This is a genomic window from Pararobbsia alpina (assembly GCF_965118125.1).
GTDB classification, from domain to species: Bacteria; Pseudomonadota; Gammaproteobacteria; order Burkholderiales; family Burkholderiaceae; genus Pararobbsia; species Pararobbsia alpina_A.
The window spans coordinates 4025933-4049709 of record NZ_OZ221287.1; the positions used below are offsets into that span (position 1 = coordinate 4025933).

Here is a 23777-nt window from a genome sequence, read left to right on the forward strand (position 1 = left end):
CACGCCTCCGAATTCACGTAGATCTCGACGATACGTGCCTTGTTCATCCAGAAGTCGAGCATCGAAGACCCGACGAACCGGCGGTCGCGGCGGAACTTCGGAGAGCGGCACTCTGGAGGCTATGCGCTCACGAAACCCGTCGGCTGCTCGAATACCGCCGACGGATCACGAGTTCACATCGGGCCATATCGACGCGCGAGTCAGCGGGAGCGTTTCGCAGAACGGCCACGCATAAGCGCTTCAGTCGCCAGGGGCGGACGCTCAATCTTCTCGTTGGAGCTTGAAATCGTCGAGGCGGACACGAGGACAAGCATCCCCTGCGTCACGTGTATGACGAAATCTGTCCCGGTATCGAAGCCTGCCGCTCGAAGCCACTTGGCCTGCAGTTTGATCATCGGGGATTCGCCCGCCCGGAAGGATCCGACGCGACCTCTGCGCATTTGGGCTTTGGGTTGTGGGTTCGTTTCGAACTCAGTGTAAGCATCGTTCCGCATATCGAGTAGGTCCGGTCGTCAAAGCATTAGGACAACGGAATAAATGGCATGCGTCGAGTCGTCGAAGCGAGCACTGTGAGTGTTCTCCCGCTCTTTCTACTGGCAGCCAACGAAGCACTTCCGTTGTCCCGGTGTAGCTTGCTGGTGAGGCGAGCCACGCTGCATCGTTCGACGCCGATCATCGAGCTCCTATGCGAGGAACCCACTTCTGCGCCGAAAAACGATAGTTGAGTATAGGTATATTTGGTGAGACGGATATGCAGGAATCGGTGGATTTGAATTCAGACTTTGAGCACGCTAGCGTCCATGTTCAAACCCCTTCCCGAAACGAACGAAGCCCGCAAGCTCGTCGCTATCAACCTGCGACGTCTACGGCAAGCAGCCGGCTACTCCCAAGAGGGCATGGCCAACACGTTCGGCTTCCACCGCACCTACGTGAGCCAGATCGAACGCTGCAGAATCAACATCACGATCGATGCGATCTGGCGGCTGTCACAGCTGCTGGGTGTTCACCCGGCCGAGTTTTTTAAGCCGTTCGACTGAGCAACCGAACGCTGAATATGTTCGGCTAGGCTTCGCTCCTCACCGACATGTCTTTCCGAATGGTCGTCTCGTTCGTCCATTTGCGCATATCTTGAAAGCGGATTTGTTCGCCACGGCGCAGCCTGTAGTTTGCATAGCGCACCAGACGTGGCAATGCCATTTCATTGCCCTAATATTGGGTGGGTCAAAGAGGATCAACCGTGGCCTTTGAATTTGTGACGACAGCAGAGTCGTCTCTCACCGATTGCTTTCAAACTGAAGTGCCCGAAGCCATCCGGCTGGCGCTGAAACTTGGTAAGCGTGACAAGATCCGTTACACAATCGCGCAGACGGGTGAAGTCACAATCACACGCGCCAGCGCCGAAAGCGAACTCCAGAGTGATCCCGCCCTCGATCTTTCGACGCGCTCCTTTCAGCGACTTCTTCGACGCGCGGCTCCTTTTCCACCCGCCCTCCTCGAGCGGACAAAGGAACTGACTGAGGGCGTCGAGGTTGATCTCAATGCGCATCTCCCACCGGACGAATATTTTCTCAACTAAGCGTCGTTGCGGCCGCCTCGACAACGAGTCAGCGCGATGGATCGCATAGGTTAGTGCCTCCGGCGTTGCGTAAATGGGTGTACGCAGAGAGCGGACGCGTGTGAACACCTTGTCCGAAACTTGTATAACAATTTCGGACGAACCAAGCCGAGGGGCTGCCGTCGTGGAGTGAGTTCCGGGGCTACTTGTCGGAGGGAAGTTCAGCAGCGCCCATGCGGTGCGCGATGACGGCGGCGCGGCTCGTCAGGTAGGGGCCGTTGCGGTGGTCATCGAAGTATTTCGGTCGGGGCAGCATCACGGCGAGTCGTGCGGACTGGCCAACCGACAGCTTCGATGCATCGGTCTTGTAGTAGTGAGCTGCTGCGGCTTGTGCGCCGTACACGCCTTTGCCCCATTCGACGGAGTTCAGGTAGATCTCGAAGATCCGTTCCTTGTCCATCCAGAACTCGAGCATCAAGGTGATGATGAGTTCTTGCCCTTTACGGATATAGGTCTTTTCGGTCGATAAAAACAGGTTCCGGGCGAGTTGCTGGGTGATCGTCGATCCGCCAGCCGACATATGGCCTTTCTTCTTGTTCTTTTCCCATGCCTGCAGGATAGCGTCGACTTCGTAGCCCTTGTTGTTCACGAAGTCCGCGTCTTCCGACGCGATGATCGCGCGTTTGAGATTGCGCGAGATGCCGTCGTACGGCACCCATTGATGCTGGAACGTGATCGACTCGCCGTCGTGCCAGAACCGCCATTTTGCGGCGCGCATGAACGCCGTATCCGACGGATTCATGAACGTCCAGATGCCGATCTGCACGAAATAAAAGGCCTGCGTCGCGATCCACGCGAATGCGAGCAACCCGAACACATACGCGGGCCATCCGAATACGCGACGCCGCGAACCCGAGCGTCCCGTCGGGCCGGTCGGCACCGAATCGACGACGAGGGTCATGTCGCCTGGCTCGGTGCTGCGAGCATGGCGCGCAGTTCGGCGAGCACGGTCGCGCTATCTGGGCGGACACCGCGCCAGATCGCGAACGACTCGGCGGCCTGCTCGACGAGCATGCCCAGACCATCCGCAACGCGCGCGCCGCGTGCGGCGGCGTCGCGCATAAAAACGGTGGGCTGCGCCGAGTACATCATGTCGTAGGCCAGCGTTTCGGCACCGACCGACTCCACGCCGTACGACGGCACCTCACCGCCGAGGCTGCCTGCGGTCGCGTTGACGATGACATCAAATGCGCCGTTGGCGATGTCGGCACTACCGCCATACACACGAGCGCGTGTGCCTTCGAACGTCGCGGCAAGCTCGATCGCTTTGCTCGCCGTGCGATTCACGATCGCCACTTCGAGCACGCCCGCGTCGACGAGCGGCAATACGACGCCGCGCGCCGCGCCACCCGCCCCGAGCAAGAGCACGCGCTTGCCAGCCAGCGTGACACCGAGGTTCTGCTCGATGTCGCGCACGAGTCCGACGCCATCCGTGTTGTCGCCGCTGACCGAACCATCGGCTTCGACCTTCAACGTGTTGACCGCGCCGGCTGCAGCCGCGCGCGGCGACAACCGGTCAGCGAATGCATGTGCTTCGAGCTTGAACGGTACGGTCACGTTAAGGCCGCGCCCGCCTTGCTCGATAAATGCCCGCACCGTACTGACGAACGCATCAACCGGCGCGAGCAGCCGATCGTAGGCCACCGCTTCGCCGGTTTGCGCGGCAAACCGCGCATGAATCCACGGCGACTTGCTATGTGCGATCGGATTGCCGATCACCACGTATCGATCGAATTCGGTGGCTGGCGTCTTCGCCGCGGCACCCACGGACGATGCGGTCGACATCAGTGCTTCGCTCCGTCGTCGCTTCCGGCATGCTCATTCGCGTGCACGTCGCCTTCGGCGCCTTCCGCACCGTCAGCTTGCTGCTCGCCGCCAGAACCCTTGGCGCCTTCGACTCCGCCAGCCGCTTCAGCCCCTGCGGCACGCTCAGCGTGACCGCCCTCTGAGTCCGCGCCCTGCTCCTCTGCAGCCAGTTGCGCTTCGTCGCGCATCGCCGAATCCTCATCGCCCTCGGCGCGTTCGACTTCCGCGCTTTCGGCCTGATCGGATTCTTCGTCCTCGCCCTCGTCCGCTTCCGCGACATCGCTCGCCACCGGCGTGTCGAGCACCTGGACCAGACGCGTCGACGCTTCGACGGTCAGTTCGTCGATCGACACCACATCGAGCAGCACACGCGTACCGCGCGCATGCACACCCAGGCCCGGCACATGCAGCATCAACGGAATCTCTTCGAGCCGCACGAGGTCGCCCTTGACGACGGTCGCCGACACGCGCTCGCGCTTCTCCTGCTGGATCCAGCGCAAACACCAGAACGTTTCCATCTTGTTCTGGTAGTCGGCGTACGCGCCGTACGTCTCGTCAAAGCTCTGCAGCACCGCATACAGATCGGCGTCCTTCGGCTTGAACGGCGCAACGAGCTTCGCGGCCACGCCGTGCTCGGCGCACGCGAGCAACTGCCACTGATTGACCAGGTCGACATAACGCCGCAACGGCGACGTGCTCCACGCATACTGATCGACACCGAGGCCTTCGTGCGGCGCCGGCGACGTCTGCATGCGCGTACGGTTCGGGCCAAACGAGCGTTGCGCGCGATAGATGCCCGGCACGCCGTGATCGCCGAGCAACGCGCCCCACGTGCTGTTCGCCACGATCGCGAGTTCCGCGACGATCGAGTCGAGCGGTGAACCCCGCTTGCGCGGCGTGATCGTCACATGCTCGCCATCAAGGTAAAAATTGAAGTCGTGGTTGCGCTGGACTTCGCGCTTCAGGCCAAAGCCGATCCGCGCCTGCTGGCGCTTTTCATACAGCGCCTTCGCAAGCGGCCACAGCATTGCGATCTCTTCCTTGTGCGGATACTCGCCCGTGCCGGCGTCGAGCGCCTCTTCCGTGACGATGTCGTCGAGGTGGTTGTGCCGCAAATTGCTGCGCACAAAAATCATCTCGGCGCGCGTCTCGGTCGTCACAATCTCATACGTCGAATCGTTGACGATGATGTACAGCGACAGCGCCGGGCGCAGGCCACCTTCCTTCAGCGTGAAGACGTCGACGACGCCGTCGGGCAGCATCGTGATCTTGTCGCCCGGCATATAGACGGTCGACAACCGCGTGCGCGCGATCTGGTCGACTACGTCACCGCGCTGGATACCCAGCGCCGGAGCGGCAATGTGAATACCGACGCGAATCCGGCCATCCGGCAGACGGCGCACCGAGAACGCGTCGTCGATTTCCGTCGTCGTGACGTCGTCAATCGAGAATGCCTCGCCCTCACCGACGGGCAACTCGGCGAGATCGGGTGCGAACTCGATCGGCGCGAAGCCCGTGCCGTACGGGAAGTACTCGGCGTGGAACTTCGCTTCGTGCAGCACGCGCGGCGATGCCACCCCACCCGCGTCGAGCATCAGACGCGACGGCGACACGCCAAGCGCGGTCGCGGCGCCTTCGAGCGCCTTGTATTCGATCGAGTTCTTGTCGGGCTTCGTCAGCAGGCCGATGACCTTGCCCTTGAACGCGTCGGGCAAACGACGCGCCTTGAGTTCGTCTTCGTAGCCCTGCTGGACCAAAGCCTGCTGGCGGCGACGCTCGAGTCCGGCCAGCGCGGCACGCAGTTGCTCTTCCGGTGCGCGCTGATACTGACCGCGCCCCTTCTTGCGGAAGTAAATCGGCGACGCATGGATGCGCAACAGCAGCCCGGCCTGCTTGACCGGGCTCGGCTTGGCGCCGAAGTAGTCGTCCGCGAGCGCGCCGAACGCAAACTCGTCGGCGGGCGCGCATTCCCAAAGAAATTCGGGGTCGATGTCCTGTGACTCGGCATCGGCCTGTTGCATGAGTTCCGCCGGCGTCGGCGCGTCGAACTCGAGCAGCACTTCCTTGTTGCGGACCTTGGCACGCCGCCCGCCGGGCAATTCCACCTGGAACGCGTCGCCTTGCTTGGCGAGCACCGTGCCGGCCTTGAAACTGCCTGATTCCTCAAAAAAAACGTTCACGCAATACTCTCTAGACAATGCCGCAAAAAGCGAGCGTCCGGTCGCAGTAGTGATCGAAGTCGCTGATGCCGTGATCCGAACCCTCGATGAGCGTCGTCGTGACTCCAGCATAGAACTTCAACATGTCTCGATAGTCGAGCACTTCATCGCCCGTTGCGGCAATCAGGTAATAACGTTCCGGCCGCGTGATCGACGCGACCGCCAATGTTCTGAATTCATCGATATGGCGCGGTTCGACGACGATGCTGCCGCCTCCATGCCACAGTGTCTGCTCGCCGACGTAATGCGACAGATCGCGACCCGGATCGGTCGCGGGATTGAGCAGCACGGCGCGATACCCGTGACGCTCGGCGAGGTAAGTCGCGTAATAGCCGCCGAGCGAACTGCCGATCAGGCTCACCTGATCGGCAGGAATCCCCGCAAGCGCCTGTTCGACCAGCGCGATCGACTCGAGCGGCGACACGGGCAACGTCGGGCACAACCATTCATGCGCAAGACCGCGCTCCGACATGCGTTCCGCCAGCAGCCGCGCCTTGAACGAACGCGGCGACGAACGAAACCCATGCAGGTAAACAATCACGCAGCGGCTCCGCGTTGCGAGGGTGCGGCAAGCGCCTTGAGCAGCTTGTCGTGCACGCCGCCGAAACCGCCGTTGCTCATTACGAGCACGTGGTCGCCTTCGCGCGCGTCATGCGTGACGGCGCTCACCAGCGCTTCAAGATTGTCGAACGCGCGTGCCGTTTCGCCGAGCGGACCGAGCGCTTCAGCGAGGTTCCAGCCCAGCGCGTCGCGACCGCTTGGCGCGCCATATCCGTAGACGCGGTCGGCGCCTTCGAGGCTGCCGGGCAGCTGCGCCTTCATCACGCCAAGCTTCATCGTGTTCGAGCGCGGCTCGAGCACGGCGAGAATCCGGCCGCCATCCGGCCCGAGACGGCGGCGCAGCCCTGCAACCGTTGTGCGGATCGCCGTCGGGTGATGGGCGAAATCGTCGTAGACCGTCACGCCGTTAACCGTGCCGCGCACCTCCATGCGCCGCTTGACGCTCTGGAAACGCGACAGCGATTCGGCCGCCTGCTCGGGCACGATGCCGATATGGCGCGCAGCCGCGATCGCCGCGAGCGCGTTCATTCGGTTATGGGCGCCCTGCACCGTCCAGTTGACTTCACCGACGCGCTGGCCACCGAACGTCACACCGAATCGCGTATCGATCGCGTCGGGCGCCTGACCGTCGAGCGCCACTGCCTCCCAGCCGTCGGTGACGCCGAAGCGTTCGAGCTCGCTCCAGCAGCCGCGCTCGATCACGCGGTCGAGCGCCGGCTCAATGCCGTTGACGACGACGCGTCCGATCCTCGGCACCGTGCGCACCAGATGATGGAACTGCGTCTCGATGGCGCCGAGATCGGGGAAGATATCCGCGTGATCGAATTCGAGGTTGTTCAGGATCGCCGTCTTCGGCCGGTAGTGCACAAACTTCGAACGCTTGTCGAAAAACGCCGTGTCGTACTCGTCGGCTTCGATGACAAAGAAATCCGAATCGGTCAGCCGCGCCGAGATCCCGAAATTCAGTGGCACGCCGCCGATCAGGAAGCCCGGGTTGTAGCCGGCATCTTCCAGCAGCCAGGCGAGCATCGACGAGGTCGTCGTCTTGCCGTGCGTCCCCGCGACGGCAAGCACCCATTTGTCTTGCAGCACATGTTCGCCGAGCCACTGCGGACCCGACACGTACGGCAGGCCGCGATCGAGAATCGCTTCCATCAGCGGATTACCACGCGAGACGACGTTGCCGATCACGAACAGATCGGGAGCCAGCGCAATCTGGTCTTCGCCATAGCCCTCGATCAGCTCGATGCCCTGCGCCTCGAGCTGTGTGCTCATCGGCGGATAGACCCCGGCATCGCATCCCGTCACACGGTGGCCGCGCTCGCGCGCGAGCACCGCCAGGCCACCCATGAACGTGCCGCAGATGCCAAGAATATGAATATGCATGTGAGCCTGAAAAGCGCGCGCCGAAATCGTGGCATTGTACCCGACCGCCTCCGCCCGCCGCGTGGCAAACGGCGCCCCGATTGCCCGTCGTTGCAACCGCTTTCCCGGGTCCGGCTCAACTAGAGAGGCACCGACCGGCCAGTCGGGTATCATCCCCGTATGTCTCGCAAACCCTATCTTGACCCACGGCGCGTGCGCGACGAAATCGCGACGGTCGCGGCGCGTTTGATCGCCGAAGACGGCCTCGATTACTCGACGGCAAAACGTAAGGCTGCGCGCCAGATCATTGGCGATACGCGTATTGCCGGGGAATGGCTGCCCGATAACGAGCAGATCGAAGAAGAAATTCGCGAATATCAGGCGTTGTTCCAGGCGGATAGCCAGCCGCAGACGCTACAGGCGCTGCGGGCCGTTGCTCTGGAATGGATGCACCGGCTCGCGGAGTTCCAGCCGTATCTGGTGGGTGCAGTGCTCAATGGCACGGCCAACCAGCATTCGGACGTGCACCTGCAGGCGTTCTGCGACAACGCGAAAGACGTCGCGATCTTCCTGCTGAACGCCGGGGTGCAGTATGAAGTGTCGGAGACCCGGCACTTTGCGGGTCGAGGGCAGGTCGAGACATTGAGCTTTCCATGGCGCGATGCCGCGGTAGCGGATCGCATCTGGATTCACGTTGCACTGTATGACACGGACGATTTGCGCGGCGCGGTACGTTCGGACGGCAGGGGCCGGCCGATGCGCGCCAATGAAGCCGCGGTCAATGCGCTGCTGACTGCAGCGCCGGAAAATAAGGGCACGGGGCCCGTTGGCAGCGCCGATACGGCGCATCGATAGGTAGGCGACCGACATCGCCATAGGCGATGCGACGGGCGGCGCAACCGGAGTTGCGGTTTGCGCTGTGTCAGCCGAGGCGATGCGCGCGCGCCGCTTCGCACCCCGATGCTCAATGGGATTTCTGTTTTTTGAGGTTGGATTCACATGGCTCGACGTTTTCTCGCTCCCGCACTGGTGGCTTGCGCTGCGTTGGCGGTTGGGGTGTTTGCCGGTCCGCGCGTCGTCGACTGGGCAAGCGGCGCCGAACATGGCTCCGATGCGGCGGTGTCCGCGCTTTGGGCAACCACGTTGCCCGCGCCTGACAACACGCAGCAAGCCCTGTCGCAATTTCGCGGCAAACCGCTCGTCGTGAACTTCTGGGCCTCGTGGTGCGGCCCCTGTATCGCCGAAATGCCTGCTTTGTCGGCGCTTCATAAACAATATGAGGCCAAGGGCATCAATTTCGTCGGCATCGCCGTCGACACGGTCCCCAACGTTCAGGGCTTCGTGCACCGCGTCAATGTGAACTACCCGCTCGTGATCGCCGGTTTCGGCGGTGGCGACCTCGCACGCCAGTTCGGTGACGAACAAGGCGCGCTTCCATTCACCGTCGTCATCGATAAAACCGGCAAGGTGCGTGCGACAACGCTGGGTCAGGTAAAACCCGAGAAACTCGCACAAACGCTCGACGCGCTCTAGCCGACTCGCCTATCCTCCGATACCACTTGCGTTCGTTTTAAGCTGCCTGGTTGCGAACGCAAGCGACACCATTGCGCCGCGTCCGGAAAGTATTTCCGAAAGTCACGCGCAAACGCATTCATGCCCCGATCGTCGCTCTTTTGATGCGTTCTCGCGTTTTACCGGCGTGACAAGCAAGGATTCAAAGAAATTCCGCGACAAAGCTGCAAAATCGGCGTATTCCTGTGGCCGTCCGGCCGTTCGTTTTCTTCTTCTGCTGGACAACTTCTTTCTTACGGCGGTAAAGTGCGGCCAACTTCGCGGAACCGAAATTTAGTATGACCCCTCGAATTCTGGTGCTTCACGGCCCCAACCTCAATCTGCTGGGCACGCGCGAGCCGGCCGTCTACGGCCATCAGACGCTGGCCGACATCAACGCGGCCCTGACAGCACGCGCGCAGCAGGCCGGGGTGGAGCTCGGCACTTTTCAGAGCAACCACGAGGGTGCACTGATCGACCGGATCCACGCCGCGCGTGAGGAAAAGGTCGAATTCGTCGTCATCAACCCGGGTGCGTTCACCCATACGAGCGTCGCCCTGCGCGACGCGTTTGCCGGGACAGCCATTCCGTTTGTCGAAGTGCACCTGTCGAACGTGCATCGCCGCGAGTCGTTCCGGCATCACTCGTTCTTCAGCGACATCGCAGAAGGGGTCGTCGTCGGGCTTGGCTCGAAAGGCTACCTGTACGCACTCGAGTTCGCGTTGGACCGCATCGCCACGACGCCGCGAGCCTGACTCCGCGGCGCGTCTGACAGCGCGGCGCCCCCAGGAGGGCGCCGCAATTCGTATATAGCGATTTGAATCTGGGGATATTCGATGGATCTTCGTAAGCTCAAAACCTTGATCGACCTCGTGTCCGAGTCCGGCATTTCTGAACTCGAAGTGACCGAAGGCGAAGGCAAGGTTCGCATCGTCAAGAACGCAGCGCCCGTGTACATGCCGCAAGCACCGATGCAATATGCCGCTCCCCAGGCCGGCATCGCACCGCAAGCCCCGGCAGCACCCGCTGCTGCCGGCGAAGCCGCCGCACCGGCCGCTGCCATCGCTCAAGGTCACGTCGTCACATCGCCGATGGTCGGTACGTTCTACCGCGCACCGTCGCCGGGCGCCGACGCGTTCGTTCAGGTTGGCGATACCGTCAAGGAAGGCGACACGATCTGCATCATCGAAGCGATGAAGCTGCTCAACGAGATCGAAGCCGACAAGGGCGGCGTCATCAAGGAAATCCTGGTCGAAAACGGTCAGGCAGTCGAATACGGCCAACCGCTTTTCGTGATCGCGTAAGCGAGCGCCCCTCGCCATGTTTGAAAAAATCCTGATCGCCAACCGCGGCGAAATTGCCCTGCGGATCCAGCGTGCGTGCCGTGAGCTCGGCGTCAAGACCGTTGTGATTTATTCCGAAGCCGACAAGGAAGCGAAGTACGTGCGCCTTGCGGACGAAGCGGTGTGTATCGGCCCGGCGCCGTCGCCGCTGTCGTACCTGAACATGCCCGCGATCATCAGCGCGGCCGAAGTTACCGACGCCGAAGCAATCCACCCGGGTTATGGCTTCCTGTCGGAAAACGCGGACTTCGCCGAGCGCGTCGAGCAGTCGGGCTTCACGTTCATTGGCCCGAAGCCTGAAACCATCCGGATGATGGGCGACAAGGTCTCGGCCAAGCAGACCATGATCAAGACCGGCGTGCCGTGCGTGCCGGGCTCGGAAGGCGCCCTGCCCGACGATCCGAAGGAAATCATCCGGATCGCACGTCAGGTCGGTTATCCGGTCATCATCAAGGCAGCCGGAGGCGGTGGCGGACGCGGTATGCGCGTCGTCCATACCGAAGCCGCGCTCGTCAATGCCGTCAACCTGACCAAGGAAGAAGCCGGCCGCGCGTTCGGCAATCCCCAGGTCTATATGGAGAAGTTCCTCGAGAACCCGCGCCATATCGAAATCCAGGTGATGGCCGACCAGTTCAAGAACGCCATCTGGCTCGGCGAGCGTGATTGCTCGATGCAGCGCCGCCACCAGAAGGTCATCGAGGAAGCGCCGGCGCCCGGCATTGCGCGCCGCCTGATCGATCGTATCGGCGACCGCTGCGCCGACGCGTGCAAGAAGATGGGCTATCTCGGTGCGGGCACGTTCGAGTTCCTCTACGAGAACAACGAGTTCTACTTCATCGAGATGAACACGCGCGTGCAGGTCGAGCACCCCGTGTCGGAACTCATCACGGGCGTCGACATCGTGCAGGAACAGATCCGCGTCGCCGCCGGTGAAAAGCTCCGCTATCGCCAGCGCGATATCGAGTTCCGCGGCCACGCGATCGAATGCCGGATCAACGCCGAGCATCCGTTCAAGTTCACGCCGTCGCCGGGTCGCATCACGTCGTGGCACACGCCGGGCGGCCCCGGCATTCGTGTCGACTCGCACGCGTACAACGGCTACTTCGTGCCGCCGAACTACGACTCGATGATCGGCAAGCTCATCGCTTACGGCGCGACGCGCGAACAGGCCATCAACCGCATGCGCATCGCGCTGTCGGAGATGGTCGTGGAAGGCATCGATACCAACATCCCGCTGCATCGCGAGATGATGATCGACGCGAAGTTCGTCGAAGGCGGCACGAGCATTCACTATCTTGAGCATCGTCTCGACGAGCGCAAGAACGCGGTGTCCGAGGATGTCTGAGCAGGCGAGCTATCGTGAACTCGTGATCGAAATCGGTCGCGAACATGCGGAAGCGCTGTCTGATGCGCTGATGGATCTCGGTGCGTTATCCGTGTCGGTGGAAGATGCCGATGCGGATACGCCCGACGAGCAACCGTTGTTCGGCGAACCCGGCCTCACGCCGGAGCGCGAGGCCTGGACGCACTCGCGCGTAATCGCGCTGGTGTCGCCCGACGCCGAGCCCGACGTGCTGCTCGCTGCGGCTGCGAACGAACTCGATCTCGAACAGGTGCCGTCGCACACGGTGCGCGATGTCGCCAATGAAGACTGGGTTCGGCTCACGCAATCGCAATTCGATCCGATTCCGATCGGCAAGCGCATCTGGGTCGTGCCGTCGTGGCATGACGCGCCCGATCCCGACGCGTTGATTCTCGAACTCGATCCGGGCCTCGCATTCGGCACGGGAAGTCACCCGACGACGCGGCTCTGCATGGAGTGGCTCGAGCAGACCGTGCATGGCGGCGAAAGCGTGCTCGACTACGGATGCGGTTCAGGGATTCTGGCGATTCTTGCGCACAAATGCGGTGCGCGGCGTGTCGTCGGTGTCGATATCGATCCGCAAGCCGTCGACGCGGCGCGCTCGAACAGCGAACGCAATCATGCGGTCGTTGACTACGCGTTGCCCGACGATGCACCCGATGGTCAGTTCGATATCGTCGTCGCCAATATCCTGTCGAACCCGCTCAAGCTCATGGCATCGATGCTGAGTTCGCGCGTTCGCGCAGGTGGCCAGCTCGCTCTCTCGGGCGTGCTCGCGCGTCAGGCGGAAGAAGTGATTGCCGCCTACGCACCCTATATCGCGCTGACCGTATGGCGTGAACACGAAGGATGGGTTTGTCTGAGCGGCAGCGCACACGCCGCCTGACAAGTTTCGTTGATGACGGGGTGGCGCGAATCGTTAGTAGAATAGCGCCATTGCCCACCGACCGGCCTCCGGCTACTTGGCTTCTATGGCGCTCGCGACCCGCTGCCCCCATTGCCAGACCGTGTTCAGGATTGTCCCCGACCAGCTCAAGCTGCATCGGGGCCTCGTCCGTTGCGGACATTGCCGTGAAGTATTCGACGGCGTACTTCATCAGGTTGAACCTCCGCCCGCGAAAGCGGCGCCGCCGGCACCTGCTGCTCCGTCCACGCCTGTTGAGTCGTCCTCACCTGCAGCTGCCCCGACCGGGCAGCATGATGTGCATGAAGAGGCGACACACGAATCCGGTGTGGCGCATGCCGAGCCGACCATCGGCGAAACGGCCGCAGCGGCCGCTGCCGCGGCTGCGGCGGCACTCGCCGCGAAGCACGCTGCGCACACCGAATCGACGCCCGTCGAGCACGAAGAACGTCATGCGATCGAAGCGTCGCATGCGGATATCGACGAGCAAGCTGTCGAGCAAGCACCGCACGACACGCCCGAGTTCGAAGGACGCGATCTCTCGCATCCGCACGACGCGGTACCCGCTGAGCACGACGCGGCAACCGACGAAGCACGGCATTCGATCGAAGCGTCGCATCTGTCCGCCGATGAAGAACAGATCACCGGTTCGCACGACGAAGGTGTGACGCAGGGGCTGCATGGCTCGCCTGAGCACGACGCTCCGGCGCATGAAGAGGCCTCGCACGAATCGCATCATGCGGGCGAACACGAAGCCGCTGATGGCGCTGACGACGCTGTTGCCGCACATCACCCGGCTGGCGAAGCTGAGCATCACGAAACCGTTGAAGCTGCTGAAGGTGCGCATCACGAAGCCGCCGAGGCCGCTGAACAGGCCGCCGGTGAGGCTGCGGAACACGAGGGTCACCCGGACGTCGCTCACGATGCCGCGGAAGCCGCCGAGTTCGCACAGGCAGCCCTCCCCGAGGAACCCGCGTCGTTCGAACACGAAGCTCACGACGAGCACGCGGGCCAACACGCACCCGCATCGCACGACGAGGCACACGCAGACGCCGCCGCACATGCCGAAGCTCCGGCCCCCGCCGTACCGCCGGAATTTGTCGAGCACCCCGAACATTTCGCCGATTCGCTTGGACGGACCGAGCCGCGCCTCGCGCCGGACTTCGACACGGACGCGGATGCGTTCGAGGCAGGTCGCGGTGACGCGGAGGGTCGCAAGCCGGCGCCCGCAACGCCGCCCGAATGGGATGAGACCTTCGGTGAGTTGCCGCCGGGCGCGCCGTCGGGCCCGTTCGCGCCGCGCGTCGACTTCAGCCACGAAGCCCCCGAACCCGAGCACATTGCCACGCCCCTGGGCGCCACGCCGCCGACGCCGGTCATCGATTCACCCGATTTCGGCGAAGTGCCGGTCCCCGGCACGCACATCGACGACCTCGCCCGCGAGGAAGCCGCGGCGCACGCGCCGGTCGACGAGCATGGCGATGCGACGACGCACACGGCGTCCGACGAAGCCGAGGCACACACGTCGTCCGATCACGATGCGTTCGCGGAACACGCGACGCATGGTGTTGCGCAGGATCATGACGGCGCCACGCACGAAGGCGTGCATGCGCAAGACACGTTCCATGCCGACGCCCAAAGCGAGCCGCTCGAACATCACGAAGACACTGCGGCACACGAATCGCATGCGTCGCACGACGTGCATGAGGGTCACGAAGCGCACGAGGCTCACGACTTCGGCGACGCAGGAGCATTTGCCGGCGCCGAAGCCGCGCAGTCCGCATTCTCGGGCGCGCACGACGATCACGAGGCCGCCGAGCAAGCCCAGCTGCACGACACCAACGGGGTCGAGCCTCGCACGGGCGAACTCGACGACCTGCAGCACGGCACCGTTCCTCACTACGGCCACGACGATGAAGTGATCGACGTCGAGCCGACGTCCTCCACGCCGAACTACGGCGCGAACCATCACACGGATCCGTGGGCACCGCCCGCAGACACGCGCATGGAACCGGCCCTGTCGTTCGCGGCGGCGACTGCTGCTGCAGGTGCAGGAGCGGCTGCCGCAGCCGAAGCCGCGACCGCTTCACCGGCGTTCGCACCGCTCGCGGAAGACTCGGGCAATGACTTCCGGATTCGTGTCGAGCCGCACGACACGCACGCGCACGAGCTTCATCCCGCGCGGCGCGCGCTCGGCTGGATCGTGGCATTGCTGCTGCTCGTGCTGCTCGTCGCGCAGCTGGCCTGGTGGCAACGCGAGCCGATCATGTCGCGTTGGCCGAACTCGGTCGCCACCTATCACAGCGTTTGCGCGAAACTCGGCTGCCTGGTCACCCCGCCGCGCGCGATCGACCAGCTTCAGATCGAATCGTCAACGCTGACGCAAAGCACGGTGCCCAACCAGTTCCAGCTTGCGATGAGCTTGCACAACCGTGCGGCGCTGGCGCTTGCCTGGCCGTCGCTCGAAATTTCGCTGCTCGACCAGAATAATCAGCTCGTGATCCGCCGCGTGGTCGCGCCCGGCCAGTATCTGCCCGCAGGCGCCGACCTCAACGGTGGCCTGGCTGCCGACGGACACCAGGCCGTCAATCTGCAGCTCACGGCGACCGGCACGGCACCTGCGAACTATAAAGTTCTGATCTTCTATCCCTGACGAGTCCCTGAACAAGGGCGGAGTAAAGCAATGAGTCAAGTTACCCTCGGCGGCAACCCGATCGAAGTCGGCGGCACGTTCCCGAATGCCGGCCAGCAAGCGCCGTCGTTTTCGTTGGTCGGCAAGACGCTCGCCGACGTCAAGCTCGCGGATTTCGCGGGCAAGCGCAAGGTGCTCAACATCGTCCCGAGCCTCGACACGCCAACGTGCGCGACGTCGACACGCAAGTTCAACGAGTCGGCCGGCGGCCTCGACAACACCGTCGTGCTCGTCATTTCGGGCGATCTGCCGTTCGCGATGTCGCGTTTCTGCGCGACCGAAGGCCTCGAAAACGTGATCACGCTGTCGACCTTCCGCGATCCGGCGTTCAAGTCGGCCTATGGCGTCGACATCAAGAGCGGCCCGCTGACGGGCCTGACCGCACGCGCGGTCGTCGTGCTCGACGAAGACGACAAGGTGCTGCACGCCGAGCTCGTCAAGGAAATCAAGACCGAGCCGAATTACGACGCGGCGCTCGCAGCCCTCAAGTAAACGGCGGTTATACCGATACACGGGGAAACCGTCGCGAATTGCCGTCCGGCGGCGCATCATCGATCCAATGGATCGCGTGGATGCCCCGGCCGGATCTCGGAACTCGGAACGAGTCCCATTGACGCCGCGGCTACCGCGGCTTTTTCATATTCAAGAGGTTTGATTTGGCTTCGCTGATCTGCGGTTCGATCGCCTACGACACCATCATGACGTTCGAAGGCCGGTTCAAGGAACATATCCTTCCCGACCAGGTGCATATCCTGAACGTGAGCTTTCTCGTGCCGACGATGCGCCGCGAATTCGGCGGCTGCGCGGGCAATATCGGCTACGCGCTCCATATGCTCGGCGGCGACGCGCGCATCATGGGCACAGTCGGCGAACACGACGCGCAACCCTACTTCGACCGGCTCGCGAAGCTCGGACTCGATACGCGCCACGTGCGCGCCCTGGAAGGCCAGTACACGGCCCAGGCGATGATCTCGACCGACCTCGATAACAACCAGATCACCGCGTTCCACCCGGGCGCGATGATGCAATCGCACCTGAACAAGGTCGAGCGCGAAGACGGCGTGCGTCTCGGCATCGTATCGCCCGACGGTCTCGACGGCATGCGCGAGCACGCCGAGCAATTCGCAGCGGCCGGCATCCCGTTTATCGTCGATCCGGGCCAGGGTCTGCCGATCCTGAGCGGCGAAGACCTCCGCCGCATGATTGAACTTGCCACTTACGTGACGGTCAACGATTACGAGGCAAAGTTGCTGAGCGACAAGACGGGCTGGTCGATCGACGAGATCGCCGCCAAGGTCGACGCTGTCATCGTGACGTTGGGCGAGCACGGTGCCCAGATCCACCATAATGGACGTGTCGAAGCGATTCCGGCGGTCAAGGCCGAACGCGTCGTCGATCCGACCGGCTGCGGCGATGCATTCCGCGGCGGTCTGCTCTACGGCATCGAGCAAGGCTGGGACTGGGCAACGACAGGTCGTCTCGCGAGCCTGATGGGCGCACTCAAGATCGCCGAACAGGGTCCGCAAAATTACGCATTCTCACGTGAGGAGATTGCTGAACGCTTCAAGCAGGCGTTCGGCTACGCTCTGCCGTGATTCTTTGGGAAGGGAGAAGGGTATGAAAGGCATGGTGCGCTTCGCACTCGCGATTTCCCTGCTGGGCGTTGCCGCCCTGCAGGGTTGCGCCAACTACAGCACGTCGCCGGACGTCTACACGGCAACCGCAGCGCAGCGTGAAGAGACGGTGCGCTTCGGCACGCTCGAAAGCGTGCGCGCAGTGAAGATTCAATCGAACGGCGGTCAGCCGAGCGGTCTTGGCGCAGTCGGTGGTGGCGCAGTCGGTGCAGTGGCCGGCAGCGCGATCGGCGGTGGCAAGGGCTCGATCCTGACGGCGATCGTCGGTGGCATCGCGGGCGCAGTGGCCGGCAATGCGATCGAGAACGGCGTGGCCACGCGCGATGGTGTCGAACTGACGGTGCGTCTGGATAATGGCGATCTGCGTGCGATCACGCAGGAGCAAACGGGCGAACTGTTCCGCGCAGGTGATCGGGTTCGCTTGCTATCGAGCGGCGGCACGACGCGCGTGACGCACTGATTCGCGACTCGACGAATTGACGGGAATTGAAGCGAATCGAAGCTGACGATGTATCGCACCGGGTGACGTAGTCGAACGGTGCATCACACGGCGAGACACAAGAGAACGGCGGCGCATCATCGATGCCCGCCGTTTTTCTTTTGACGGCGTCTCGCGACGCGCGGTCGATCCGTTGAGGCTCAAATAAAAATCCCGCCTACCGGCGAGCCGGTGGCGGGATCGGATTGAGTAGGCCTACTCAACCAAGACACGCCCGAAGCGTGCCGATGTCATGCACGCACTGCTTACGGACGGCTGCCCGTCGGGAACGGCCATGCTGCTGCCGGGTTCAGAGCCGTCTTCACATTGCTCGCCGGCGCAGCCGGGGCAACCGTTGCCGACGCAGCAGGGGCAGCGGCGGCGGGGGCAGCGGCAGCCTTCTTGGCAGCAGGCTTCTTGGCGGCAGCCTTCTTAGCAGCAGGCTTCTTCGCGGCAGCCTTCTTCGCAGGGGCAGCCTTCTTGGCAGCGGCCTTCTTAGCAGGCGCAGCCTTCTTCGCTGCAGCCTTCTTGGCCGGTGCTGCCTTCTTCGCTGCAACCTTCTTCACTGCAACTTTCTTCGCTGCGACCTTCTTCGCCGGTGCTGCCTTCTTGGCTGCAACCTTCTTCACTGCGACCTTCTTCACTGCAACCTTCTTCGCAGCAACCTTCTTCACTGCGACTTTCTTCGCAGCAACCTTCTTCACTGCAACCTTCTTTGCAGCGACCTTCTTAGCCGGCGCTGCCTTCTTTGCGACGACCTTCTTTGCTGCGACCTTCTTAGCCGGTGCCTTCTTTGCTACTGCTTTCTTGGCGGTTGCCATAACGTGCTCCTTCAGGTTTCAAGTAAGAGTCGAACAAACCACACCCTTCATCAAAACCCGCTTCCCGAAGGCGCGCGCAGGCGCGCCCGCTACGAAGCGGGCCATTCATCGGCGTACGCGTTTTCGACGTGCTTACGCTAATGAATACGGCAAGGCGCACACGGCCATTCTGGTCCGTGCGCGCCAAATACGAACCGGCAATCGTGCCGGCGATAGTCGTTTGATCAAGTCGCCAGCTCGGCTGGCAGCTTTATTTCGGGGGTAGTTGGCCCGACCCACTGAAGGGCTGGCAAAGTGCTTGTCATCGTCGTGCGGGGCTCTTAAGCCACTCGGCGCGCTTTGCATTCAGGCGACCATGCTCCACAAATTCTGTTTGCATCGATACCGCGGTATCCGGTCACGCCGTACCGATGCATTCAAACTCCCCAATCAACTCTCTTTTCGAGTTGCGCGAGCTCACTCCCAGCTCAGTGCGCCACCCGTTTGATATTCAATCACGCGCGTCTCGAAGAAATTGCGTTCCTTCTTCAGATCGATCATCTCGCTCATCCACGGGAACGGATTTTCTTCGTTCGGGAAAAGCGCATCGAGACCGATCTGCTGGCAACGGCGATTCGCAATGAAACGCAGATAGCTCTTGAACATCGACGCATTCAAACCCAGCACGCCGCGCGGCATCGTGTCCTCGGCATAGCGATACTCGAGATCGACTGCCTTTTGGAACAATGCCGCGATTTCGGCGCGGAATGCCGGCGTCCACAGATGCGGATTTTCGAGCTTGATCGTATTGATCAGGTCGATGCCGAAATTGCAGTGCATCGACTCGTCGCGCAGGATGTATTGATATTGCTCTGCTGCGCCGGTCATCTTGTTCTGGCGGCCCAGCGCAAGAATCTGCGTAAAGCCGACGTAAAAGAACAAGCCTTCCATGATGCAGGCGAACACGATCAGCGACTTGAGCAGTTGCTGGTCGGTTTCGGGTGTGCCGGTCTTGAACGACGGATCGGTCAGCACCGTGATAAACGGAATCAGGAACTCGTCCTTCGCGCGGATCGACTCGACTTCGTGATACGCGTTGAAGATCTCGCTCTCGTCGAGCCCGAGCGACTCGACAATATATTGGTAGGCGTGCGTGTGGATCGCTTCCTCGAACGCCTGGCGCAGCAGGAACTGGCGGGCTTCGGGTGCCGTGATGTGGCGATACGTGCCGAGCACGATATTGTTCGCGGCGAGCGAGTCGGCCGTCACGAAGAAGCCGAGGTTGCGCTTGACGATCCGGCGCTCGTCTTCGGTCAGACCGTTCGGGTCTTTCCAGAGCGCGATGTCACGCGACATATTCACTTCTTGCGGCATCCAGTGATTCGCGCAGCCGGCGAGGTACTTCTCCCACGCCCACTTGTACTTGAACGGCACGAGCTGATTGACGTCCGTCGTGCCGTTGATGATGCGCTTGTCTGCAATATTCACACGCTCGGTCGACGCGTGTTCGACCGAAGCAGCGACATTCACCGGAGGCGTCGCGATATCGCGCGCGAAGATGTCTTGCGGAAGGGAAGCGTGCTGAGCTGCAACCGAAGCGGTTGCAGTGCGAGGAGCAATGACTGCTCCGGCGGGTGCGCGCAATGCGTTCGATTGCTCGCCGCTCGCGGGAGTTACGGCAGTGATCTCGTCATCCCAGTTGAGCATGAATGTTCACCTTCAAGTTAGATCGGTTTGTACCATCTTTTCTTCAGCGATAAAAGACTTCGCTGAAGAAAATTGACGAATTTGTTTGGATGCTGCGACCTTCATACAACACTCGCAGTCACACATCGTGATGAACAGCGAATGCAACGTATCGAGTCACTGCATTGAGCAACGTGAAGTGATGTCGCTTCACCTGCTCGCGAGTGATGTTTGTCGATCACTTCGAAGTGCGCTTCGACATCACTTCGATCGAGGCTTCGGGAAAACTTGTGATCGATTCACGCGTAGTGGATGTGTCGTTCGCGTGTGATGCGAGTCGCCTTCTGGCCACCCGCTCAGCGATGCATTGCCTGGCGATGCACCGCATGTCGAAGCATCGGATTCGTCGACCTCTCTATATATAGAGAGCGGCTTGCGCGTTCGAAGTCGACGGTCCGGTCATGGCAAGGTCAGGAAGCGCGTCGTCGATCGATCATCCTGCTTCGCTCGACGGCGCTCCTCGCCGTGATGAGGGGCGATGCATGCGCATCGCCCGACCCCTCACATCACTGGCAGGCTTCGCACTCGTCGAAGCCCGGGTCGCCCGGACGCATCATGCAGACCGGACCGGCGATGTCGTCTTCGCTGATCGCAGGCGCCGTGTCGATCGCCGCAGGAGCCACGGCAATCGGTGCGCTCGCGACAGGGGTCGCATGTGCCGTGCCCGCTGCCGAAGCCGAGCTCGCGAGCACGCCACCGAACGACGACGACGTGACACCCGAGCCGCCTGCATTCGCACCACCCGCACCCGCGCCACCTGCACCGCCCGCACCACTCGACGGCACTGCATTGAGCGCGCCGTGAGCGACCGTCGACTTCTCGACGTGCGTCGCCGCCATCGTGCGGAGGTAGTACGTGGTCTTCAGGCCACGCAACCACGCGAGCTTGTAGACCTCGTCGAGCTTCTTGCCCGATGCGCCGCCCATATAGATATTGAGCGACTGTGCCTGGTCGATCCACTTCTGACGACGCGAGGCCGCTTCGACGAGCCACTTCGGATCGACTTCGAACGCCGTTGCGTAAATATTGCGAAGGTCGGCCGGGATCCGGTCGATACGCGACAGACTGCCGTCGAAGTACTTGAGGTCGGCGACCATGACTTCGTCCCACAGACCGCGCGCCTTCAGATCACGCACGAGGTACTCGTTGACCACCGTGAACTCGCCCGACAGGTTCGACTTCACGTAGAGGTTCTGATACGTCGGTTCGATACAGGCCGACACGCCGATGATGTTCGAGATCGTCGCCGTCGGTGCGATCGCCACGCAGTTCGAGTTGCGCATGCCGTGCTGCGCAATACGACCGCGCAGTGCGTCCCAGTCCATCGTGCTCGACTCGTCGACTTCGACATAGCCGCCGCGTGCATCCGCGAGCAGCTTCAGCGTGTCTTGCGGGAGGATGCCGCGATCCCACAGCGAACCGCGGTAGCTCGAGTAACGGCCGCGCTCTTGCGCGAGCTCGGTCGACGCCCAGTACGCGTGGTAGCAGACCGCTTCCATCGAGCGATCGGCGAACTCGACCGCCGCGTCCGAAGCATACGGCGTGCGCAGCAGATGCAGCGCGTCCTGGAAGCCCATGATGCCCAGGCCGACCGGACGGTGCTTGAGGTTCGAGTTACGAGCCTTCGCGACCGCGTAGTAGTTGATGTCGATCACGTTGTCGAGCATGCGCATCGCCACCGAGATCGTCTTCTTGAGCTTGTCCTGGTCGAGGACCAGCGCACCGCCTTCCTTCTTCAGGTGGGCGACGAGGTTGACGGAACCCAGGTTGCAGACCGCGATTTCGCTGTCGCTCGTGTTCAGCGTGATCTCGGTGCACAGGTTCGACGAGTGAACGACGCCGACGTGCTGTTGCGGCGAGCGCACATTGCAAGGATCCTTGAACGTGATCCACGGATGGCCCGTTTCGAACAGCATGCCCAGCATCTTGCGCCAGAGTTGCGCGGCCGGAATCTTGCGGAACAGCTTCAGTTCGCCGCGTGCGACCTTCTCTTCGTAGCCGAGGTAGGCCTTTTCGAATTCCGCACCGAACTTGTCGTGCAGATCCGGGCAGGTCGACGGCGAGAACAGCGTCCATTCGCCGTTTTCGTGAACGCGCTTCATGAACAGGTCGGGAATCCAGTTCGCCGTGTTCATGTCGTGCGTGCGGCGACGGTCGTCGCCCGTGTTCTTGCGCAGCTCGAGGAATTCTTCGATGTCCAGGTGCCACGTTTCGAGGTACGCGCAGACCGCGCCCTTGCGCTTGCCGCCCTGATTGACCGCGACGGCCGTGTCGTTGACGACCTTGAGGAACGGCACGACGCCTTGCGACTTGCCGTTGGTGCCCTTGATGTGCGAACCGAGCGCACGAACGCGCGTCCAGTCGTTGCCGAGGCCGCCCGCGAACTTCGAGAGCAGTGCGTTTTCCTTCAGCGCTTCGTAGATACCGTCGAGATCGTCGGCGACCGTCGTCAGGTAGCACGACGACAGCTGCGAGCGGCGCGTGCCCGAGTTGAACAGCGTCGGCGTCGAGCTCATGAAGTCGAACGTCGACAGCACGTTGTAGAACTCGATCGCACGGGCTTCGCGGTCGATCTCGTTGAGCGACAGGCCCATCGCGACACGCATATAGAATGCCTGCGGCATTTCGATGCGCACGCCGTCGTGATGCAGGAAGTAGCGATCGTAGAGCGTCTGCAGGCCGAGATAGCCGAATTGCAGGTCGCGGCTCGAGTCGAGCGCGGCGCCCAGGCGCTTGAGGTCAAACTGGCCCAGCTTTTCATCGAGCAGTTCGGCTTCGATACCGCGCTTGATGAATTGCGGGAAGTACTCGGCGTAACGCGACGCCATCTCTTCTTGCGAGACTTCCTCTTCGAGGATTTCCTTGCGGATCGTGTGCAGCAGGATACGAGCCGTCGCCTGGCTGTACGCCGGCTCCTTTTCGATCATCGTGCGCGCAGCGAGAATCGCCGAGTCATAGACCTGGCTCAGCGGCACGCCGTCATACAGATTCTTGACGGTCTCTGCGACGATCGGCTCCGCCTTGACGGCTTCGCCGAGGTTCGAGCAGGCCGATTCGATCAGCGACTTGAGTGCGTTGAGGTCGAGCGGACGCGTAACGCCGTTGTCGACGACATTGAGGCCGCTGGCCGGTTGCGACTCCGACTCGTGCGAACGCTCTTGCGAACGCTTTTCACGGTAGAGGACGTAAGCACGCGCGACGTTGTGCTCGCCTTCGCGCATCAGCGCGAGTTCGACCTGGTCCTGAATATCTTCAATGTGGAACGTGCCGCCGTTGGGACGGCTGCGCAGCAATGCGCGCACCACACTCTGGGTCATCTGCTCGACGAGTTCGCGCACACGCGCGGAAGCAGCGCCCTGACCGCCATTGACGGCGAGAAAGGCCTTCGTGACTGCGATCGCGATCTTCGACGGTTCGAATGCGACCACCGAGCCGTTACGGCGAATCACCTTGTAGTCGGCATAGGCCGAGGACGGGGCAAGCGGTTGTGCCCCCGGCGCATTGCCAAGTCGGCCTGCTCCTTCAGCGAGCAATTGGCCTGGCGACGTCGTCGTCACGTTTTCGGTTTGCATTTGCAAAGCTCCTGGTCTGTGTTCACTGTCTGCGGTCGAGCCGCGGTCGATGTTGCGGGCGGGCCGGCCACCATCCCCATTGGTCGCTGGCGCTCTGCGGTGCCGGCACACATTCCATGTGCTCGACG

Annotated in this window: 21 protein-coding genes and 1 pseudogene; 12 read left to right on the forward strand and 10 right to left on the reverse strand. The window is 62.2% G+C overall.

Annotated features, from left to right (window positions below):
• Positions 1–200 precede the first annotated feature (200 nt).
• Positions 201–494 (reverse strand): SymE family type I addiction module toxin, encoded by a 294-nt coding sequence (locus tag ACMFWR_RS17335; protein WP_413192828.1) that lies wholly within the window; start codon positions 492–494, stop codon positions 201–203.
• A gap of 306 nt (positions 495–800) precedes the next feature.
• On the opposite strand from ACMFWR_RS17335, the gene ACMFWR_RS17340 reads away from it, so the two are divergent.
• On the forward strand, positions 801–1037 hold the full coding sequence (locus tag ACMFWR_RS17340) for a helix-turn-helix domain-containing protein (RefSeq protein WP_413192829.1): 237 nt from the start codon (positions 801–803) through the stop codon (positions 1035–1037).
• A gap of 200 nt (positions 1038–1237) precedes the next feature.
• A complete protein-coding gene (locus ACMFWR_RS17345) occupies positions 1238–1576 on the forward strand; it encodes a type II toxin-antitoxin system PrlF family antitoxin (protein ID WP_413192830.1) in 339 nt (112 codons plus the stop codon).
• A 181-nt stretch (positions 1577–1757) separates the two neighbouring features.
• Here the strand turns inward: ACMFWR_RS17345 and mtgA are convergent, their stop codons facing one another.
• From mtgA to mpl, 5 genes are read right to left on the reverse strand one after another with little or no spacing between them, the layout of a single operon-like run.
• Entirely contained in the window at positions 1758–2516 is a 759-nt protein-coding gene (gene mtgA / locus ACMFWR_RS17350) for a monofunctional biosynthetic peptidoglycan transglycosylase (RefSeq protein WP_413192831.1), read from the reverse strand.
• Positions 2513–3400, reverse strand: a complete 888-nt coding sequence (aroE, locus tag ACMFWR_RS17355; protein WP_413192832.1) for a shikimate dehydrogenase — start codon at positions 3398–3400, stop codon at positions 2513–2515. Before aroE ends, mtgA begins: the two co-directional genes overlap by 4 nt.
• On the reverse strand, positions 3400–5601 hold the full coding sequence (locus tag ACMFWR_RS17360) for a ribonuclease catalytic domain-containing protein (protein ID WP_413192833.1): 2202 nt from the start codon (positions 5599–5601) through the stop codon (positions 3400–3402). The genes aroE and ACMFWR_RS17360 overlap by 1 nt, the downstream gene beginning before the upstream one ends.
• Before the next feature lie 10 nt (positions 5602–5611).
• Positions 5612–6181: a YqiA/YcfP family alpha/beta fold hydrolase gene (locus tag ACMFWR_RS17365; RefSeq protein ID WP_413192834.1), complete on the reverse strand. Its 570-nt coding sequence runs from the start codon at positions 6179–6181 to the stop codon at positions 5612–5614.
• Positions 6178–7614, reverse strand: a complete 1437-nt coding sequence (mpl, locus tag ACMFWR_RS17370) for a UDP-N-acetylmuramate:L-alanyl-gamma-D-glutamyl-meso-diaminopimelate ligase (protein WP_413194944.1) — start codon at positions 7612–7614, stop codon at positions 6178–6180. Before mpl ends, ACMFWR_RS17365 begins: the two co-directional genes overlap by 4 nt.
• A 132-nt stretch (positions 7615–7746) precedes the next feature.
• Here mpl and ACMFWR_RS17375 point away from each other — a divergent pair, with 132 nt between their 5' ends.
• From ACMFWR_RS17375 to ACMFWR_RS17420, 10 genes are all read left to right on the forward strand, one after another.
• Entirely contained in the window at positions 7747–8421 is a 675-nt protein-coding gene (locus tag ACMFWR_RS17375) for a UDP-N-acetylmuramate--alanine ligase (protein WP_413192835.1), read from the forward strand.
• A gap of 144 nt (positions 8422–8565) precedes the next feature.
• Positions 8566–9099, forward strand: a complete 534-nt coding sequence (locus tag ACMFWR_RS17380; protein WP_413192836.1) for a TlpA family protein disulfide reductase — start codon at positions 8566–8568, stop codon at positions 9097–9099.
• A gap of 317 nt (positions 9100–9416) precedes the next feature.
• Complete coding sequence (gene aroQ / locus ACMFWR_RS17385; protein ID WP_413192837.1) at positions 9417–9872, forward strand: type II 3-dehydroquinate dehydratase; 456 nt, start codon at positions 9417–9419, stop codon at positions 9870–9872.
• 81 nt (positions 9873–9953) lie between these two features.
• On the forward strand, positions 9954–10421 hold the full coding sequence (gene accB, locus ACMFWR_RS17390) for an acetyl-CoA carboxylase biotin carboxyl carrier protein (RefSeq protein ID WP_413192838.1): 468 nt from the start codon (positions 9954–9956) through the stop codon (positions 10419–10421).
• Positions 10422–10437: 16 nt separating this feature from the next.
• Positions 10438–11805 (forward strand): acetyl-CoA carboxylase biotin carboxylase subunit, encoded by a 1368-nt coding sequence (accC, locus tag ACMFWR_RS17395; protein WP_413192839.1) that lies wholly within the window; start codon positions 10438–10440, stop codon positions 11803–11805.
• Entirely contained in the window at positions 11798–12709 is a 912-nt protein-coding gene (gene prmA, locus ACMFWR_RS17400) for a 50S ribosomal protein L11 methyltransferase (protein WP_413192840.1), read from the forward strand. Before accC ends, prmA begins: the two co-directional genes overlap by 8 nt.
• A gap of 121 nt (positions 12710–12830) precedes the next feature.
• Positions 12831–15380 carry a zinc-ribbon and DUF3426 domain-containing protein gene (locus tag ACMFWR_RS17405; protein WP_413192841.1) on the forward strand — a complete coding sequence of 850 codons (2550 nt, stop codon included), beginning with the start codon at positions 12831–12833 and terminating at the stop codon, positions 15378–15380.
• Positions 15381–15410: 30 nt separating this feature from the next.
• Entirely contained in the window at positions 15411–15911 is a 501-nt protein-coding gene (tpx, locus tag ACMFWR_RS17410; RefSeq protein WP_413192842.1) for a thiol peroxidase, read from the forward strand.
• Between the two features lie 164 nt (positions 15912–16075).
• A complete protein-coding gene (locus ACMFWR_RS17415; RefSeq protein ID WP_413192843.1) occupies positions 16076–17014 on the forward strand; it encodes a carbohydrate kinase family protein in 939 nt (312 codons plus the stop codon).
• Between the two features lie 22 nt (positions 17015–17036).
• Positions 17037–17513, forward strand: a complete 477-nt coding sequence (locus ACMFWR_RS17420; RefSeq protein ID WP_413192844.1) for a glycine zipper 2TM domain-containing protein — start codon at positions 17037–17039, stop codon at positions 17511–17513.
• Between the two features lie 284 nt (positions 17514–17797).
• Here the strand turns inward: ACMFWR_RS17420 and ACMFWR_RS17425 are convergent, their stop codons facing one another.
• From ACMFWR_RS17425 to ACMFWR_RS17440, 4 genes and pseudogenes are all read right to left on the reverse strand, one after another.
• Positions 17798–18352 (reverse strand): histone H1-like DNA-binding protein, encoded by a 555-nt coding sequence (locus ACMFWR_RS17425; protein WP_413192845.1) that lies wholly within the window; start codon positions 18350–18352, stop codon positions 17798–17800.
• 34 nt (positions 18353–18386) lie between these two features.
• Positions 18387–18697, reverse strand: a pseudogene (locus ACMFWR_RS17430) (hypothetical protein); the annotation flags it as partial.
• 111 nt (positions 18698–18808) lie between these two features.
• A complete protein-coding gene (locus ACMFWR_RS17435; RefSeq protein WP_413192846.1) occupies positions 18809–20038 on the reverse strand; it encodes a ribonucleotide-diphosphate reductase subunit beta in 1230 nt (409 codons plus the stop codon).
• Between the two features lie 545 nt (positions 20039–20583).
• Positions 20584–23649, reverse strand: a complete 3066-nt coding sequence (locus ACMFWR_RS17440; protein ID WP_413192847.1) for a ribonucleoside-diphosphate reductase subunit alpha — start codon at positions 23647–23649, stop codon at positions 20584–20586.
• Between the last annotated feature and the right edge of the window lie 128 nt (positions 23650–23777).

Coding starts and splice junctions, on each gene's coding strand:
- ACMFWR_RS17335 (WP_413192828.1), bottom strand. CDS start 494: ATGCGGAACGATGCTTACACTGAGTTCGAAACGAACCCACAACCCAAA.
- ACMFWR_RS17340 (WP_413192829.1), top strand. CDS start 801: ATGTTCAAACCCCTTCCCGAAACGAACGAAGCCCGCAAGCTCGTCGCT.
- mtgA (WP_413192831.1), bottom strand. CDS start 2,516: ATGACCCTCGTCGTCGATTCGGTGCCGACCGGCCCGACGGGACGCTCG.
- aroE (WP_413192832.1), bottom strand. CDS start 3,400: ATGTCGACCGCATCGTCCGTGGGTGCCGCGGCGAAGACGCCAGCCACC.
- ACMFWR_RS17375 (WP_413192835.1), top strand. CDS start 7,747: ATGTCTCGCAAACCCTATCTTGACCCACGGCGCGTGCGCGACGAAATC.
- ACMFWR_RS17380 (WP_413192836.1), top strand. CDS start 8,566: ATGGCTCGACGTTTTCTCGCTCCCGCACTGGTGGCTTGCGCTGCGTTG.
- aroQ (WP_413192837.1), top strand. CDS start 9,417: ATGACCCCTCGAATTCTGGTGCTTCACGGCCCCAACCTCAATCTGCTG.
- accB (WP_413192838.1), top strand. CDS start 9,954: ATGGATCTTCGTAAGCTCAAAACCTTGATCGACCTCGTGTCCGAGTCC.
- accC (WP_413192839.1), top strand. CDS start 10,438: ATGTTTGAAAAAATCCTGATCGCCAACCGCGGCGAAATTGCCCTGCGG.
- prmA (WP_413192840.1), top strand. CDS start 11,798: ATGTCTGAGCAGGCGAGCTATCGTGAACTCGTGATCGAAATCGGTCGC.
- tpx (WP_413192842.1), top strand. CDS start 15,411: ATGAGTCAAGTTACCCTCGGCGGCAACCCGATCGAAGTCGGCGGCACG.
- ACMFWR_RS17420 (WP_413192844.1), top strand. CDS start 17,037: ATGAAAGGCATGGTGCGCTTCGCACTCGCGATTTCCCTGCTGGGCGTT.
- ACMFWR_RS17425 (WP_413192845.1), bottom strand. CDS start 18,352: ATGGCAACCGCCAAGAAAGCAGTAGCAAAGAAGGCACCGGCTAAGAAG.
- ACMFWR_RS17435 (WP_413192846.1), bottom strand. CDS start 20,038: ATGCTCAACTGGGATGACGAGATCACTGCCGTAACTCCCGCGAGCGGC.
- ACMFWR_RS17440 (WP_413192847.1), bottom strand. CDS start 23,649: ATGCAAACCGAAAACGTGACGACGACGTCGCCAGGCCAATTGCTCGCT.